Origin of the sequence: Porphyromonas sp. COT-052 OH4946 (assembly GCF_000765965.1) — a bacterium.
In the GTDB taxonomy this organism is placed as follows: domain Bacteria; phylum Bacteroidota; class Bacteroidia; order Bacteroidales; family Porphyromonadaceae; genus Porphyromonas; species Porphyromonas gulae.
The window spans coordinates 281,154-297,615 of the sequence record NZ_JQZY01000014.1 but is presented as its reverse complement, the minus strand read 5'-3'; the positions used below and the strand labels follow the sequence as shown (position 1 = coordinate 297,615).

Below are 16,462 nucleotides of genomic sequence, written 5' to 3'. Positions count from 1 at the left end.
ATTGTTGTTAATTGTTTGACTGTTTTATGCGATCGTATTTCTTATTGACAAAAGGAAGCAAGCCGATAGCCACGAACCCGACGGCCGTAGTCCAAACGGTTTGAGTCGTGTGTACCACCAAGGCAAACGCTCCGGCATCCTCCTTCGTCACGCCGAAAGCCACAAGAGAAGCAATGACCATAAAGTGCCACGGCCCTACCCCTCCCTGTACGGGTACGGCTACGGCTATACTGCTCATGGCAAAGCTGATCAGCCCCACTCCCATGCCCAGCGATCGGGTAAAGTCGAAAGCGAAGAATGTGGTGTAGAAGTAAAAGAAATATCCTACCCACAAGAGGATGGAATACAGGATGAAGAGCCACTTGTGCTCCATGTGCCAGATAGACCGAAGCCCCTCCAGTATTCTACCGATGAGTGCTGCTATCTTGCGAACGGGGCCTACGTGTGAGAGGTATTTATAGAGCAAGAAGAAAAGCAGCCCGACACCTACGACAGCAACGTATAGCCAGATGGAGCTGAAAATGGTGAAAAAGCCTTGCGTCAGCTGTGGATTGCGAGCAAAGAAAGCGGAGAAAAAGCCCTGAAAGCCCATCATGATACTCAATGTAATGAGTCCGACCATCACCAAGTCCATGATCCTGTCCATGAAGAGCGTACCGAGGAGCTGGGGGAAAGGTATCTTCTCGTAGCGGCTTTCTTCCGCGCATCGCCAAAATTCTCCGGCACGGGGCAGAGCCATATTGACCGTGTAATTGCCCAAAGTAGTCAGAATGGCATTGATTTTCCGTGGATGAGGAGAAGCCAGAGGCTCTATGAGGAGTTGCCAGCGCAGACCGCGTATACAGTTGGCAGCCAATCCGAACAAGAGAGAGAAAGCTATGATGTAGTAATTGACACCGTCGCGGACGATCTTGCCAATGGCGGAGAAATCCATTTTGCGGTACACCAACCAGAGGAGCAGACCGCCTATGGCGAGAGGAATAATGACCTTAGCTACTGATTTCCATCTGTTAGACTTATCCGCGGGCATTATTTCTTGCCCTATATTATTAGTCATTTAGTTGCTCTTATCTTGACAAATCATTTTGCTATTTAGATTACCCTTAGTACGATCCCATTAAAATAACAATCAAAATATCGTACCTTAGCATTTTCTAAACAACGCAAATATAAAGAATTTATATTTCATGATGCGAGTAAAAGCCAAGAAGGCACTGGGGCAACACTTCCTCCGCGATCTGAGTATTGCAGAGCGAATAGCCGACACCCTCTCCGAGCATAAAGCATTGCCTGTATTGGAGATCGGGCCGGGTATGGGAGTGCTTACGCAGTTCTTGCTTCGCAAGGGGCATGATGTTCGCGTCATAGAGATCGACGGAGAGTCCGTCAGCTATTTGCGAGAAGAGTTCCCGGAGCTTTCCGACCGGATCATAGAGGGCGATTTTCTGCACTATCCTTTGTCGGAGCTGTTCCCCGAAGGACGACAATACTGCCTGATAGGCAATTATCCCTACAATATCTCCAGCCAGATTTTCTTCCGTCTGTTGGACGTTCGCGAGCAGATCCCTTGCTGTTCGGGGATGCTCCAGCGCGAAGTGGCTATGCGACTGGCATCGCCTCCGGGGAAAAAGGATTATGGCATATTGAGCGTGTTATTGCAGCTTTGGTACAATATCGAATACCTCTTCACCGTAGACGCTTCCGTTTTCGATCCTCCGCCCAAAGTGCAGAGCGGCGTAATACGTCTGACACGCAATGACCGCAAGGAACTCCCATGTAGCGAAAAAGCACTGAAGACGGTGGTGAAAACAGCTTTCGGACAGCGCCGGAAAACGCTCAGGAACTCTCTTCGCGGTATCCTGCCGGTCGGATTCGATCGTTTCGACGATCCTGTTTTCTCGAAGCGACCGGAGCAGTTGTCTCCGGATGATTTCGTCGCACTTACGCTCTTGTTGCAGCAATAGCATTTTCATTTCCCCCTGATCAACGAATTCTTATGGACTTCACGAAAGAATATCTTCACAATCTTCGCCAGATCATCGACCAAAAGCGCGATGCGGATGCTCTCGACCTGATGAGCAAGCTCCACCCCGAGGATATTGCGGATCTCTATGACGAGCTGGATCTGGACGAGGCAGTCTACCTCTACCTCCTGCTCGATGGAGAGAAAGCCGGTCTCGTGCTCTTGGAGCTGGATGAGGATGAGCGAAACAAGGTACTCGAAAGGATTCCTTCCGAGACCATCGCCGGAAAATTTGTCGGCAATATGGAGACCGACGATGCGGCCGAGCTGATTCGTGAGCTGGACGAAGACCAGCAAGACGAGATTCTCAGTCAGGTGACCGATATAGAGCAGGCCGGAGATATTATCGATCTGCTCAAGTACGAAGACGACACAGCCGGTAGCCTCATGGGTACCGAGATGATCACTGTCAATGAGAACTGGAGTATGCCCAAGTGTATCGAAGAGATGCGCTTGCAGGCAGAAGATGTGGACGAGATATACTACGTCTATGTCATCGACGATGAAGAACGGCTCAAAGGGGTGCTGCCGCTGAAGAAACTGATCACCAGCCCTTCCGCCTCGAAGATCAAGTATGTGATGAAGACCGAGCCTATCTCCGTCAAAGACAATGACCCGATCGAAGAAGTCGCGGAGAAGATAGAGAAGTACGACCTCGTAGCTCTGCCGGTGGTGGACAGTATCGGTCGTTTGGTGGGCCGGATCACCATCGACGATGTGATCGACGAAATCCGCGAACAGCACGAACGCGACTACCAGCTGGCTTCGGGTATTTCGCACGACATCGAAGCTTCGGATAAGGTCTATATGCAGACCGCAGCACGTCTGCCGTGGCTTCTCATCGGTATGGCAGGAGGATTGGCCAACTCCATCCTCCTGGGAGGATTCGACTCCCTCTTTGCCGCCAATCCCAAGATGGCCCTCTTCATTCCCCTCATCGGTGGCACCGGCGGTAATGTGGGCATCCAGTCTTCGGCCATCGTGGTGCAGGGACTGGCAAACAACAGCCTGAAGCAGGCCAAACTCTGGACTCTAATAGCCAAGGAAGTCGTCGTAGCCCTGATCAATGCCTCTATCATCAGCCTTGTCGTCTTCCTGTTCAACTATTTTTTCCTCGGTGACGTCCTCGTCATGTCCGCCGTCTCCATCAGCCTCTTTTCCGTCGTATTGTTCGCCAGCATATTCGGCACCATGGTGCCGATGCTGCTGGATCGATTGAAGATAGACCCGGCCATAGCCACCGGCCCCTTCATCACCATTACGAATGACCTCATCGGGATGATGATCTATATGCTTGTAGCTACGCTGCTTGCTCAGGCTTTGTAATTTCGGACAGGACGCGAGCTATGGGGATTGTCGAACGCCAGAGTATCAAAGGAACCCTCGTCAGCTATGCAGGGGCTTTCATCGGCTTCCTGACCACCTTCCTTATTATCACCGAGTTCTTGACCCCCAAGGAAGTCGGTCTTACTCGCAATATAGTCGAAGCCGCTACGCTGATCAGCAGCTTTGCGCTTCTCGGGCTCAACTCCTCTGCCTTCCGGTTCTACCCCTACTTCCATAGCGAGAGCGGAGAAGCCTCCCCCGATGGAGTTCGGGACAATGGTTACTTCTACTATATGATGGCGGTAGCCCTCGTCGGAGGAGTGCTTATGACCCTTTTGATGCTGCTGGCCAAAGGCCCCTTTGTGACCATGTTCAGCCGCAATAGCCCCGAGCTGGTGGACTTTTACTATAGCATCGTTCCCTTGTTCGTCTTCATGCTCTTTTGGTCTGTCTTCGAACTCTATGCCACACAACTGATGCGGATAGCCGTGCCGAAGCTGATCCGCGAGGTAGTGCTCAGGCTAATGCTGATCGTCGTTTATCTGCTGTATGCTTTCCGATGGGTCGGTCTGGAGGTTTTCATCGCCATATTTATTGCCGCCTACGCCGCATGTATGCTGTTGATGTTGGCTTATATCCGGCGAATCGGCAAGATCAATCTCCGTCACAATCGGGGCTTTCTGACACCGGAGCTGAAGCGCAATTTTCTCCGCTACACCCTCTTCTATGTCGTAGCCAGTATAGGCAGCAAGCTCAGCAGCCGCTTGGATCTCTTCATGGTCAGCTCTCTGGACAAGGGCGGATTGGATTCGGGTGGTATTTTCTCTATCGCTTTCTATATGGTAGCCGTGGTGGAAATACCCTCCAGATCCCTGCTCAGCGTCTCTTCTCCCCTGATGGCCGATGCCATGAAACGGAACGATCTGGTCAAAGCCGACGAACTCTTCAAGCGCGTCTCGCTGCATCAGCTTCTTTCCGGCGGCCTTATCTTCTTGCTTATTTGGTTCAATATCGACAGCATCTTCTCCATCCTTCCGAACGGTCACCTCTATGCCGCCGGCAAATACGTGGTTTTCTTTTTGGGGATCGCTAAGATGATCGAAATCACGCTGAACTATGGCAATCCCATTGTGAGCTGTTCCAAGTATTATCACTGGAATCTTTACTATACTTTCCTCGTCACCATCCTGGCCGTGCTCACCAATCTGTGGCTGATCCCCGTTTTGGGCATCAACGGAGCAGCCATCGCTACGCTCCTGACCACACTGCTGAGCTATGGCGTACAGCAGTTTATGATCAGCCGGAAGCTGCATGCTTCGCCCTTTTCTCCGGCCCTTTTCCGTCTGTTGGCTCTCTTCGCCCTCCTTTTTGGTGCCAATGCCTTGATCCCTCATGTTGATTCTCCCTGGATCGACATACCCCTCCGTTCCATCCCTATCGGAGTGGGAGCACTCGTTGCTGTCTATGCCATGCGCCTGTCTCCCGAGTTCAATAGAGCCGTAGACAAATACTTCCGTCGCCGATGAACCTCCTCCGCCGATTCACATCTCGTCTTTATGCCCTCGCTCCCAAACGGATGCAGTACGTCATCACAGAGGGGAAACGCCACCTGCGCCGCCTAACGGTAGAGCCTCGGCTCATTCGCGAAGCACAGCAGCGCAACGACGAGCTAAAAAAGAAACTATGCGACAAGGAAACCATCAATGTCGTATTCCTTGCCGTGTACGACTCCATGTGGAAATACGATGCCCTGTTTGCTGCCATGCTCCGGCATCCGCGCGTTCGGCCTGTACTCATCGTTTGTCCGGCGAACAATCTGCCGGCCGGCGAACGGGGCGAACTCCTGCAAAAGACACTTGCCCACTTTCAAGCCAAAGGCTTCGATCCGCAGCCGGCTTGTCGGGACAATGGAGAGGTGAGAGACATCCGGGCAGAATTTGCACCGGATTACATTTTCTATACCACACCTTACGACATCCAGTTGCCGCCACCCCTTCGCCAGAGGGCCTTCCCCGATATACTCACTTGCTATAGCCTGTATGGCTATCCCCTCGAAGAATATCCTGACTGGTACGACCTCCTGTTTCACAATCTTTTGGGGTACTATTTTTTAGTTTCGGAAGAAGACCTTCGCATCTACTCGCGACTCTCGCGCGCGAAGGGACGCAACGGAGTGGTCAGCGGAGCACCTTTGTTCGATGCTTTCTCCTCCGAAATGAGGGATCGAACGGAGAAAAATAATGAAGAGCTACCCCTCGTAATCATCGCTCCGCACCATTCGATAGAACCTTGGGGATATAGCCTGTCCAATTTCCTCGATTATGCGGATACCTTCCTCCGATTGGCACGGAAGTACGAAGGCCGATTGCGCTTTGCTTTCAAGCCGCATCCGATACTCAAGACCAAACTCTATGCTCTGGATTCGTGGGGACGCGAACGAACGGATCGGTACTACCGGGAATGGACAGATATGCCTCATGCCGAATTGGCCGAAGGAACTTATGTCGATCTCTTCTGTCGCTCTTCGGCTCTCGTGCATGATTGCAGTGCTTTCACCGTGGAATATCAGATCGTGGGGCGTCCGTCTCTCTTTATGCGGAAGAACGGACGCCTGCCTCACGGGCTCAACCGAGCCGCCCAAGAGGCCTTCGCGTTGCACGATATGGCAGATTCTGCGGAAGACATCGATTCATTTCTACAAAAGATAGCAGAGCGCAGACCCGATCCCGTAGCCGATAGGCGTCGTGCCTTCATTCGGGACTATTTGCTTCCCCCCCGAGGGGCTACTGCCTCAGAGGTCATCATCGACACTTTGCTCACATCTCGTCCGTAAATTTTTTGCTTCTCCACGCCCGAAAACGTGGTGCGGGAACTTTTTCATTTTGGTTCGGGAATGAAAAAATTCTCGCGCGAGAACGAAAAAATTCTCACGCCACTTCCTTTCAGCTTTTGGTTTGCGATTCGGGCAATTTTCGGCTCGTGTTTTTTCCTGATCGGCCGAATGGCTCTGCGCCTTGATGCCGTTTTTCTTCTATTTGTATCGGCTATTTTTGCCATAGGTATGGCATTGAACTTTAATCATTATTTTCGCACCGGACTTTGATTACAGTGTAATTATGAAAAGAATAGTATTGATTCGCCACGGCGAGAGCTTGTGGAACAAGGAAAACCGCTTTACGGGATGGACAGATGTGGATTTGTCCGAAAAAGGTATTGAAGAAGCCAAGAAAGCCGGCGAGCTCATGAAGAAAGAAGGCTTTCAGTTTACCAAAGCTTATACTTCCTATCTCAAACGCGCCGTCAAGACCCTGAACGGTGTCCTCGACGTAATGGACTTGGATTGGATACCGGTGGAGAAGACCTGGCGTCTGAACGAGAAGCACTACGGCATGCTGCAAGGCCTCAACAAGGCCGAGACTGCCGAGAAGTACGGAGACGAACAGGTACTCATCTGGCGTCGCAGCTACGACGTCCCCCCCACGCCTATGGAGAAAGAGGATCCGCGCTCTCCGTTCATGGATCCGCGCTACAAAGGTGTGTGCGAGAAAGACCTGCCACTGACAGAAGCTCTCTGCGACACGGTAAATCGTATCCTCCCCTACTGGAACGAGACCATATTCCCTACACTCAAGGAGCATGACGAGGTATTGGTAGCGGCTCACGGCAACAGTCTGCGTGGTATCATCAAGGTGCTGAAAAACATTTCGGACGAAGACATCATCAGCCTGAACCTCCCGACAGCCGTGCCTTACGTTTTTGAATTTGACGACAATCTCCGTCTGGTGAAGGACTATTTCCTCGGCGATCCCGAAGAGATCAAAAAGCTGATGGAGGCAGTAGCCAATCAGGGCAAGAAGAAATAACCCCCCATCGCCGGCCCTTGCCTATTCTGCTTTTCGACAGAGGGCAAGGAGAAAAAAATAAGAAGAGAGCGTTGCACGACTGTTAGCGGTGCAACGCTCTCTTTTCATTTCATCTTTTTTGCTCGGTTGCCGCAGATGTTATTTGCTCCGGGGCGCTTTCTCCTGCAAGACCTTGTCATACACACATATCAGGGATTGGGCTACGGCTTCGGGTGAGAAACGCTCTATATAGGCACGCCCGTCGGCTATCATCTTCTCGCGCAGAGAGCTGTCGGAGAGGATGCTGTCCAGCATGGATGCCATCATTTCCGCATCGTCGGGGTCGGTGTACAGGGACGAAGGGCCTCCGGCTTCTTCCAGACACGAACCCGTGGCCGCAACGACCGGCACACCCGAAGCCAAGGCTTCGACAATCGGGATACCGAAGCCCTCGAAGCGCGAAGGATAGACGAATACCTCTGCTCCGCGATAGATGCCCGGCAGGAAGGCAAACGGGACATCGTGCAGCATGACGAGCCGGTCTGCCACACCTGATCGCTCTGCACACTGCTGCACCTCCGCACAGTACGGCGTGCGCTTCCCTACAGCGACGAGCCGAATATGCCGGTCGCGACAGTGTGCCAGAGCCTCCACGGCCAGTCGGAGGTTCTTCCTCGTCTCGATGCTTCCCACATAGAGCAGGTAACGCTCAGGCAAAGCATATCGCTCCCTCGCTCTCGACTCATCCTCCTCGGTAGCCTGTCCGAAGGCCGGCGAACAACCCTGATAGACGACATCGATCCGATCGGCAGGCACGTGGAAAAACTCCATCACATCGCGCTTGGTCTGTTCGCTTATCGCTATCACCCTGTCGGCACGACGGGCAGCATGGCTGTATTTGAGCCGATAGAGCAGCTTGTCCACAGGCTTATAATAGTGGGGATAGCGAATGAAGATCAAGTCGTGGATCGTTACCACCGTGGCGATACCCTTGCCGTATATACCGAGTGGCAATTCGTGGCTCAGACCGTGGAAGAGATCGATGCCCTCTTTTTGCAGTCGGGGCACCACGCCGAAGTTGCGCCAAAACGTTCCTCCCATACGTCGCCCTTCGGGAAGCAGCCATTCTATATCCTCGCGTTGCTGCAAGGCGGAGTACAGAGCCGGATTGCCCTTCCCGGGAGAACAGAGGTAGTAGCGGTGTTCGGGGTGAAAGGCGGCCAAAGCTTCGACCACGAAGCGGCTGTAATTGCCCAGCCCGGTGGCGTTGGATGTGATTCTCTTGGCATCAAAAGCTATACGATTCATTCGGTTTCCTTTTTTCTTATTGAACGTTTTTCGGCGAGGAATATCCTTCGGCTCTTTTCAGTGTATGGCGCAGGTCGCCCACTTCAAGATAGGATGTGTACAGATCGTTCTCGATACGGAAGAGACGGGTGCAGCCCGTGAGTTTTCGGATAAGGCGTACCGAGCGATAGCGGATATATGCCCGACGGAAAGCGGAGCGGCTCATTCGCTTTTGTTCGCGCACCAATGCCTTGCGAGCATACTTGCGGACTTTGCTGCGGAAGAACCGATCCGATTCGCTTTGTACCCCTTGGACCACTCCGTCCGTATTCAAGTCCTGCGCCTCTGCATAAAATTCGGCAAGCTGCTTGCTCACTGCCGGACAAAAGCTCAGACGTGCAAAATTGGCATAGGCTTTCCGTCCCTCAATCGGCTTGTCGTAGAACTTCATCCGGTTCAGGTCTATGAGGTAGAACGAATACTCGCCTTTCTCGTCTGTCCGATACAGTACGTTGCCCGGCGACAAATCGATGTGATGAATGCCTGCTCGGTGCATTCGGGCGATGAATCCGGCCAGCGCACGGAGCAATGCCCCGCCTCCTTCCACGCCCTGCATGGAGAGACGAATATCCCGACAGTCGTGCATGCTCTCGCAGACGTAATAGCTCCTGCGCAGAAGCCCTTTTTCGCTCTCGATAGCATAGCCCAACGGCCGCGGAGTACCGATGCCGCACCGCTCCAGCCGTATGGCGTTGCGATAAGAGCGGGCTGCCTTCGACGGACGGAAAAATGAGTAGACGACGCGCTGGATGGCAATAGGGATCCGGAAGCTCTTCACCACCTGCTCTCCCTGTGCGGTACGGATGGCGTAGAGCCGGTTGCGCGCCTCGTATATCACCCTCGGAGGATCGGTATCGGGTACGGCACCGCCGGATTCTTCCCGGCGGATGGCTTCGACGGCTTGCTTCAGGAGGGGCAGGTCTGTCGGTATATCGGTATGATAACTGAGCATGCTGTAATTACTCTTTCAAGATGGTTCGGAGCGCATCGATCCAGTGGGCTTCGCTATTGAGACAGGGAATGTAGGTAAAGTCCGTGCCTCCGGCTTTTTTGAAAATGCTTTGTCCGTGATCGGCTACTTCTTCGAGAGTCTCCAGACAGTCGCATACGAAGGAGGGGCAGGCTATGAGGATACGTTTGGTTCCCTCTTGCGGCCACGTGGACAGCCGTTCGATCAAATAGGGACGCAGCCATTCGGTATGGCCTACGCGAGACTGGAATACTTGTTCTACCTGCTCTTCGTTCAAGCCGAGCGCCTCGCGGATCAGTGCCGTTGTCCTGTATGTCTGATGGCGGTAGCAGACGCTTGCCGTAGGATCCTCCTCCGTGCAACACCCTTCGGGATGCCGGAGGTCTAAAGCCTGTCGGGTGGTCTTGTCCAAATGATCGTAGGGGATACCGTGATAGGAAAGCACGAGCTTGTCGAAAGGCTTCGTCAGATAGGGCCGGATGTTATCGGCAAGGGTACGAATATAGGCTTCGTGTGCGTAGAAAGGCTGCACGATGCGGAAGGAAAGATCCGGACAAAGGCGGCGGATTTCGGCCTTGCAGTGCTCCACGGCCGTCTCGTAGCTGCTCATGGCATAGTGTGGGAAGAGCGGAAGGACGACGAGACTTCGATCGCGCGGCAGCTCCTTCAGTACATCGGCCACAGCCGGCTTGCCGTAGCGCATGGCTATGTGGACTTCTCTGCCCGTATGTGCCAGTGCTCGGGCTATGGCTTTCGTATGCGACAAGAGGGGGAAAGATCGGGAGGCTTCGTCCCAAACAGTCCGATACTTGCGAGCCGAACTTTTCTTTCTGAAAGGAGTGATAATGCCTCGTACGAGCAGCTGTCTCAGGAGAAAAGGCAAAGTGATGATCCTCCTGTCGGTCAGAAAAGAATTGAGGTAGCGCGCCACGTCCTTCACCTCAGGGCTGTCCGGCGAGCCGATATTCAGCAGCAATACCACCTCTTCCGCACCTTTATTGTCATCGGTTCTTCTACTATCTGCCATAATTTCAGGACGAAGATAGGTAAGATTCCGTTCGCGTCCCTTATTTTTCCGATCCCATTCCCTAAATGAATGTGAGCATTAACGGAGTAAGGAAGTCATATTGGCCGAAGCTCGGATGTGCAATGAATAAAGGGATCGACTCTGCTGCAAAAGGATCCGACGAAAATGCCGTGCGAGAGTCTCTCTCCGAATTAGGATATACGGGTACTTTCGGCAAAAGAGGGAATGTCCGACAGGAAATCTGCATCGCGGAGCCGAAAAAGGTCGCTCCAAGGTGGAGGAAGCTTTTTCGGTGTGGACTTGTCACCCTCCAACTTGGAGGGAGCAATTGCGGTGCAACTTTGTCATGCTCCAAGTTGGAGGAAGGTTTTTCGGCGCGGACTTGTCGTCCTCCAAGTCGGAGCAGCGAATTTCGTGTCCGATTTGCAGGTTTGCACGCCGAACAATCTGCATTGCAGAGCCGAAATGCAGATTCCCCGGCGGACAATGACACTTTCCCGACCAAAAAGGTCGCCGCAACTTGCGGGAATACATCTTTGACCCGAAAAAGCTTCCCTCAAGTTGCGGGGAGCTTTTTTGTCGCGAACTTGTCGTCCCGCAAGTTGCGGCGAGGGTTTTCGGCTCGGAGATGCTTTCCCGCAAATTGCGGGAACGAATTTCGTGTGCGACTTGCAGGTTTGCACGCCGAACAATGGCATTTTCCCGACCAAAAAAGTCTGTCGTGCTGCTCTTGGAGAGGTCGGAAGGGTCGGCTGTGGGTATGCCTGTGATTTTTGCACTCCCGATGACATGTGAAAATCATCGGCTCAAAAACCGATCTGCTTACGGTAGTAAAAGAGGAATCCCTTACCTTTGGCCGTATCAAATCGAAAGATTTTTATAAAAATGAGACAGCATTTACCTCTATTTCCTTTCATCCTGTTTCTGCTTCTTGCCTTCTCTTATGTCGGTTGCCGGACAGCCAGACAAACACCTAAGCAATCGGAACGGTACGTCGTGGTCCTGTCTTTGGACGGCTTCCGGCCGGACTATACCGATCGGGCACATACACCGGAGTTGGATCGGATGGCGCAGGAAGGATTGAGCGGGTCGCTCCGGCCATGCTTCCCCTCGCTTACGTTTCCCAATCATTACAGCATGGCTACGGGGCTTTACCCCGACCATCACGGCATCGTAGCCAATGAGTTTGTGGATTCGGTTCTGGGCGTTTTTCGTATATCCGACCGAAAAGCCGTGGAGACTCCCGGATTCTGGGGCGGTGAGCCGGTTTGGAATACGGCCGCACGCCAAGGCATCCGTGCCGGTGTCTACTTTTGGGTAGGATCCGAGACGGCTGTAAATGGGCTTCGGCCGTGGCGGTGGAAAAAATTCTCCTCCACCGTTCCGTTTCGTAACCGTGCCGACTCCGTCATCGCGTGGCTCAGTCTGCCCGAAAAGGAGCGACCGCGCTTGCTCATGTGGTACATCGAGGAGCCGGATATGATCGGCCATTCTCAAACGCCCGAAAGCCCGCTGACACTGGCTATGGTAGAGCGGCTGGACAGTGTGGTCGGCTATTTCCGCAAACGGTTGGAGTCTCTTCCCATAGCCGCTCAGACCGACTTCATCATAGTATCCGATCATGGTATGGCTACATACGAAAATGAGAAATGCGTCAATCTGGCGCATCATCTGCCTGCGGACAGCTTCCTCTACATGGCCACCGGAGCCTTCACCCACTTGTACCCGAAGCCCTCCTATACCGAGCGAGCCTATGAGATCCTGCGGACCATTCCTCATATATCGGTTTACCGCAAAGGGGATGTGCCTGCGCGCCTGCACTGCGGTACCAATCCACGCTTGGGCGAACTGGTCGTAATCCCGGACATAGGCTCCACCGTGTTTTTCTCAGTAGACGAAGACGTTCGTCCGGGAGCGGCACATGGCTATGACAACCAAGCACCGGAAATGAGGGCTTTACTCCGGGCTGTGGGACCCGGTTTTCGTCCGGGCAGCAGGGTGGAAAATCTGCCGAATATCACCATCTATCCGCTGATATGCAGACTGTTGGGCATAGAGCCTGCACCCAATGACGCAGACGAAACGTTGCTGAACGACCTCATCCGAGACCAACGACTATGATCATAGCAAGGGAAAAACGGCGCAACAATATCGCCGAGTACGTCCTCTACATGTGGCAGATAGAGGATCTCATACGTGCCAACGAACTGGATATGCAGCGGCTTCGCACCACTGTCATCGCCCAATACCGACAAGATACGGAGACGACCGCCGAGATAGACCGCTGGTATACCGAGCTGGTGGAGATGATGCTGACCGAGGGCGTTCGCGAGCAGGGGCATATCAATATCGTCCGCATAGCCATCATGCAAATGGAAGAGATCCATACCCGGCTGATGTCAGACCCCAAAGAGATGATTTATCAAGGACTTTACTATCAGGTGCTCCCTGCCATCGTACAGCTTAGAGCCAAGAGCGCAGGCAGCAATACGGGAGAGATAGAGACTTGCCTGACTGCCATATACGGTCTGCTGACCCTGCGCCTGCAAAAAAAGGAAGTGAGCGAAGAGACGCTCGCCAGTATCAAACAAATGAGTACGCTCCTCTCCGTCCTGTCCGAAAAGTTTGCTGCCCAAGAGCAGGGAGCGGAAGAGGCTCTTCTCTGAACCATGGCCGAAGATTCCTACTTCACGATCGGTGCTCCCTCGGAAGCGCAGTACACGGAGAAGCGCAGCCGCTTCCTGGCTTTCGCCTATCCCGTGAATTCGGAAGAGGAGGCACTTTCGCTTGTGGCCGATCTGCGCCGCCGCTACTTCGATGCGCGCCATGTATGCTGGGCGTACAAGCTGGGAGCCAAAGGCGAACGTACCCGATCCAATGACGATGGAGAACCGTCGGGGACTGCCGGCAAACCCATCCTCGGTCAGATCACATCGCTGGGGCTTACGCAGGTATTCGTTGCCGTGGTACGCTACTTCGGAGGTGTCAAGTTGGGCACGAGCGGTCTTATCGTTGCCTATCGCGAAGCAGCTCGCGAAGCTCTCGAAGCAGCCGACCGAAAAGAAGAGATCCTGTATGAAGAACTGACCATCGCCTTCGAGTATCCTTTGCTGGGCGAAGTGATGCGACTGGCGAAAGATGCCGGAGCCTCTATCCGCTCACAGGATTTTGCCGAGAATTGCAGGCTTACCGTCAGCCTCCGCGGCAACGATGCTGCCATCCTCAGGAATCGCCTCTCATCCATCTACGGCGTCACCCTCCTCCAAGACGAAGATTGATCCACTCCCTTTTCCGAACCGAAGAGAGCATATAAAACCGACTACAGATGCACTTCATTCCGAAAGCACTTGTGTGGTAGCTGTTTTATGCGTAGCAGAACTTCTGCCTGTTGCCTCCGGTTACTACTTCACCATCCGACTCTTTTCTCAACCGTTGGGAAAAGTCTGTTTGTCGAGAAAGGGCAAATTGAGCTTTTCGAGCGTAAAACGGACAAATTGCGGTTCGTGTTTTCTGAAAAACTCGCGCCTAAAAAATCTCATTTTGGTTCGAGAAATTTTTTCTTTTGGCGCGAGAAGTGAAAAAATCTCGCGCCACGTTTTTTCGCTCCGTGCGTGATCATTTTTTGGAACGTAAGAAGCTCAAAGAGGGGAGAGGCGAATCAAGAAGGAAATAGCACTGAGTCGGAACAAAAAAGCAGGATATGAATGCCGCTCTAATACAAATAGTGTCGCCGTATGGCTTCTTTCTAATTCTGATCTTCGTGGCGGCATCGGTAGCATTGAGACTTTCGGACAATTATCAACGGTGGTCAAATCATTATCTTTGCAGCAATTAGATACGAAAAAACAATCTGAACAATAATGGATAAACAATTCAAACGAACTCTTATCACCACGGCCCTTCCGTATGCCAATGGGCCTGTACATATCGGACACCTGGCCGGCGTCTACGTCCCGGCCGATATATATGCACGCTATCTGCGCCTGCGTGGCAGAGACTGCCTGCTGATCGGCGGATCGGATGAGCATGGCGTACCCATCGCCCTGAAAGCCAAGGCCGAGGGATGCTCTCCGCAGGAGGTCGTAGACCGTTACCACGAACAGATCAAGCAATCGTTCGAGGGGCTGGGTATCTCCTTCGATATATACTCACGTACGACAAGCGATATGCATCGCCGTACGGCAAGCGAGTTCTTCAAGACCTTGTATGAAAAGGGTGAGTTCGTGGAGCAGACGAGCGAGCAGTATTATGACGAAGAAGCCAAACAATTCCTGGCCGACCGCTATATCACCGGTACTTGTCCGCACTGTAGCAACGATCGGGCTTATGGCGACCAGTGCGAAGCCTGCGGTACCTCGCTCAATGCCACTGACCTGATCAATCCCCGCAGTACGATATCCGGCAGTGCTCCCGTGCTGCGCGAGACGAAACACTGGTATCTGCCTCTGGACAAGCACGAGCCTTTCCTGAAAGAGTGGATCCTCGATGGACATAAGGAGTGGAAGAGCAACGTCTACGGCCAGTGCAAGAGTTGGCTGGATATGGGGCTGCAACCCCGTGCCGTGAGTCGCGATTTGGACTGGGGTATCCCTGTGCCGGTGGAGGGTGCCGAAGGAAAGGTGCTGTATGTGTGGTTCGATGCTCCGATCGGCTATATCTCCAATACCAAAGAGCTGTGTCCCGATAGTTGGGAGACTTGGTGGAAGTCGGAAGATACCCGTCTCGTTCATTTTATCGGTAAGGACAATATCGTATTCCACTGTATCGTTTTTCCGGCCATGCTCCGTGCCGAAGGTTCGTTTATCCTGCCTGACAATGTGCCTGCCAACGAGTTTCTCAACCTCGAAGGAGATAAGATTTCCACCAGTCGGAACTGGGCTGTCTGGCTGCATGAATACCTCGAAGAGTTCCCGGGCAAGCAGGATGTCCTGCGCTATGTGCTCACGGCCAACGCTCCCGAAACGAAGGACAACGACTTCACGTGGCGCGACTTTCAGGCTCGCAACAACAATGAACTGGTAGCCATATTCGGCAATTTCGTGAACCGGGCATTGGTCCTTACTCATAAGTATTTCGGTGGTGCTGTGCCGGCCAAAGGCGAGCTGACGGATTACGACAGCCGTACGATAGAGGAGTTTGCAGCCGTGAAGCAGGCCTTGGAGCATCAGCTGGATACGTTCCACTTTCGCGAAGCTCTGAAAGAAGCGATGAATCTGGCTCGTATAGGCAATAAATATCTGGCCGATACGGAACCTTGGAAGCTGGCAAAAACGGATCTGAACCGTGTGGCTACGATTCTCAATCTGTCCCTGCAGATAACGGCCAACCTGGCTATCGCCTTCGAACCGTTCCTGCCTTTCTCCTCGGCAAAGCTCATGTCTATGCTCTCCACCGACTGTCCTTTCGGCTGGGATCGTTTGGGTAGTACGGATCTCTTGCCCGAAGGTCATGTCTTGGGCACTCCCGAATTGCTGTTCGAAAAGCTGGAGGACAGTGTGATAGATGCACAGATTCAGAAATTGCAGGCTACCAAGCTGGCCAACGAAAAGGCTGCCCATCAGGCTGCTCCGATAGCCGAAGACATTGCGTTCGAGGACTTTCTCAAGCTGGACATCCGTGTGGGTACCGTATTGGAGTGCGAGAAAGTACCCAAGGCGGACAAGCTCTTGCGTTTTCGTATCAATGATGGTCTGGGTGGCCGGACGATCGTTTCGGGTATTGCTAAACACTATGCTCCGGAAGAGCTGGTAGGCAAGCAGGTATGCTTCATCGCCAATTTACCCCCACGCAAGCTGAAAGGCATTGAGTCCGAGGGCATGATCCTTTCGGCAGAGGATGCGGACGGATCGCTCAGAGTCATTGTGCCGGCAGCAGGAGTTGCCGCCGGTAGTCAGGTGAAATAGATTTTAGAGGTACTACAGATCGTA

The 16,462-nt window shown here is 52.9% G+C and carries 15 protein-coding genes; 10 read left to right on the top strand and 5 right to left on the bottom strand.

The window, feature by feature from the left end; genetic code table 11:
* Positions 1 to 7: 7 nt before the first annotated feature.
* Positions 8 to 1,057, bottom strand: coding sequence for a lysylphosphatidylglycerol synthase transmembrane domain-containing protein (locus tag HQ50_RS06280; protein ID WP_052074900.1), 1,050 nt, complete (start codon positions 1,055 to 1,057; stop codon positions 8 to 10).
* Positions 1,058 to 1,187: 130 nt separating this feature from the next.
* Between HQ50_RS06280 and rsmA the strand changes: the two genes are divergently transcribed.
* From rsmA to HQ50_RS06260, 4 genes are read left to right on the top strand one after another with little or no spacing between them, the layout of a single operon-like run.
* Entirely contained in the window at positions 1,188 to 1,964 is a 777-nt protein-coding gene (gene rsmA, locus HQ50_RS06275) for a 16S rRNA (adenine(1518)-N(6)/adenine(1519)-N(6))-dimethyltransferase RsmA (protein ID WP_039429158.1), read from the top strand.
* Positions 1,965 to 1,996: 32 nt separating this feature from the next.
* Complete coding sequence (gene mgtE / locus HQ50_RS06270; protein ID WP_039429157.1) at positions 1,997 to 3,349, top strand: magnesium transporter; 1,353 nt, start codon at positions 1,997 to 1,999, stop codon at positions 3,347 to 3,349.
* Between the two features lie 20 nt (positions 3,350 to 3,369).
* Positions 3,370 to 4,875, top strand: a complete 1,506-nt coding sequence (locus HQ50_RS06265; RefSeq protein ID WP_039429154.1) for a polysaccharide biosynthesis C-terminal domain-containing protein — start codon at positions 3,370 to 3,372, stop codon at positions 4,873 to 4,875.
* Positions 4,872 to 6,182: a hypothetical protein gene (locus HQ50_RS06260; RefSeq protein WP_039429151.1), complete on the top strand. Its 1,311-nt coding sequence runs from the start codon at positions 4,872 to 4,874 to the stop codon at positions 6,180 to 6,182. The genes HQ50_RS06265 and HQ50_RS06260 overlap by 4 nt, the downstream gene beginning before the upstream one ends.
* On the opposite strand, the gene HQ50_RS12145 is transcribed toward HQ50_RS06260, so the two are convergent.
* A complete protein-coding gene (locus HQ50_RS12145; protein ID WP_235317943.1) occupies positions 6,141 to 6,230 on the bottom strand; it encodes a hypothetical protein in 90 nt (29 codons plus the stop codon). The genes HQ50_RS06260 and HQ50_RS12145 overlap by 42 nt on opposite strands.
* A 42-nt stretch (positions 6,231 to 6,272) precedes the next feature.
* Here HQ50_RS12145 and HQ50_RS12140 point away from each other — a divergent pair, with 42 nt between their 5' ends.
* Both HQ50_RS12140 and gpmA read left to right on the top strand, forming a co-directional pair.
* Positions 6,273 to 6,452, top strand: a complete 180-nt coding sequence (locus HQ50_RS12140) for a hypothetical protein (protein WP_369794173.1) — start codon at positions 6,273 to 6,275, stop codon at positions 6,450 to 6,452.
* Positions 6,453 to 6,465: 13 nt separating this feature from the next.
* Complete coding sequence (gpmA, locus tag HQ50_RS06250; protein ID WP_005875265.1) at positions 6,466 to 7,212, top strand: 2,3-diphosphoglycerate-dependent phosphoglycerate mutase; 747 nt, start codon at positions 6,466 to 6,468, stop codon at positions 7,210 to 7,212.
* Positions 7,213 to 7,350: 138 nt separating this feature from the next.
* Here the strand turns inward: gpmA and HQ50_RS06245 are convergent, their stop codons facing one another.
* From HQ50_RS06245 to hemH, 3 genes are read right to left on the bottom strand one after another with little or no spacing between them, the layout of a single operon-like run.
* Positions 7,351 to 8,499: a glycosyltransferase family 1 protein gene (locus HQ50_RS06245; RefSeq protein WP_039429149.1), complete on the bottom strand. Its 1,149-nt coding sequence runs from the start codon at positions 8,497 to 8,499 to the stop codon at positions 7,351 to 7,353.
* Positions 8,500 to 8,515: 16 nt separating this feature from the next.
* Positions 8,516 to 9,490, bottom strand: a complete 975-nt coding sequence (locus HQ50_RS06240) for a lipopolysaccharide kinase InaA family protein (RefSeq protein ID WP_039429147.1) — start codon at positions 9,488 to 9,490, stop codon at positions 8,516 to 8,518.
* Between the two features lie 7 nt (positions 9,491 to 9,497).
* Positions 9,498 to 10,535: a ferrochelatase gene (gene hemH, locus HQ50_RS06235; RefSeq protein WP_039429145.1), complete on the bottom strand. Its 1,038-nt coding sequence runs from the start codon at positions 10,533 to 10,535 to the stop codon at positions 9,498 to 9,500.
* A gap of 885 nt (positions 10,536 to 11,420) precedes the next feature.
* Here hemH and HQ50_RS06225 point away from each other — a divergent pair.
* The 4 genes from HQ50_RS06225 to metG all read left to right on the top strand — a co-directional run bounded on the left by HQ50_RS06225 (position 11,421) and on the right by metG (position 16,438).
* Complete coding sequence (locus tag HQ50_RS06225; protein WP_018965254.1) at positions 11,421 to 12,656, top strand: nucleotide pyrophosphatase/phosphodiesterase family protein; 1,236 nt, start codon at positions 11,421 to 11,423, stop codon at positions 12,654 to 12,656.
* Entirely contained in the window at positions 12,653 to 13,201 is a 549-nt protein-coding gene (locus HQ50_RS06220) for a DUF4924 family protein (protein WP_039429122.1), read from the top strand. The genes HQ50_RS06225 and HQ50_RS06220 overlap by 4 nt, the downstream gene beginning before the upstream one ends.
* Before the next feature lie 3 nt (positions 13,202 to 13,204).
* Entirely contained in the window at positions 13,205 to 13,813 is a 609-nt protein-coding gene (locus tag HQ50_RS06215) for a YigZ family protein (RefSeq protein ID WP_039429121.1), read from the top strand.
* Positions 13,814 to 14,395: 582 nt separating this feature from the next.
* Positions 14,396 to 16,438 (top strand): methionine--tRNA ligase, encoded by a 2,043-nt coding sequence (gene metG, locus HQ50_RS06210; RefSeq protein WP_039429115.1) that lies wholly within the window; start codon positions 14,396 to 14,398, stop codon positions 16,436 to 16,438.
* Positions 16,439 to 16,462 lie beyond the last annotated feature (24 nt).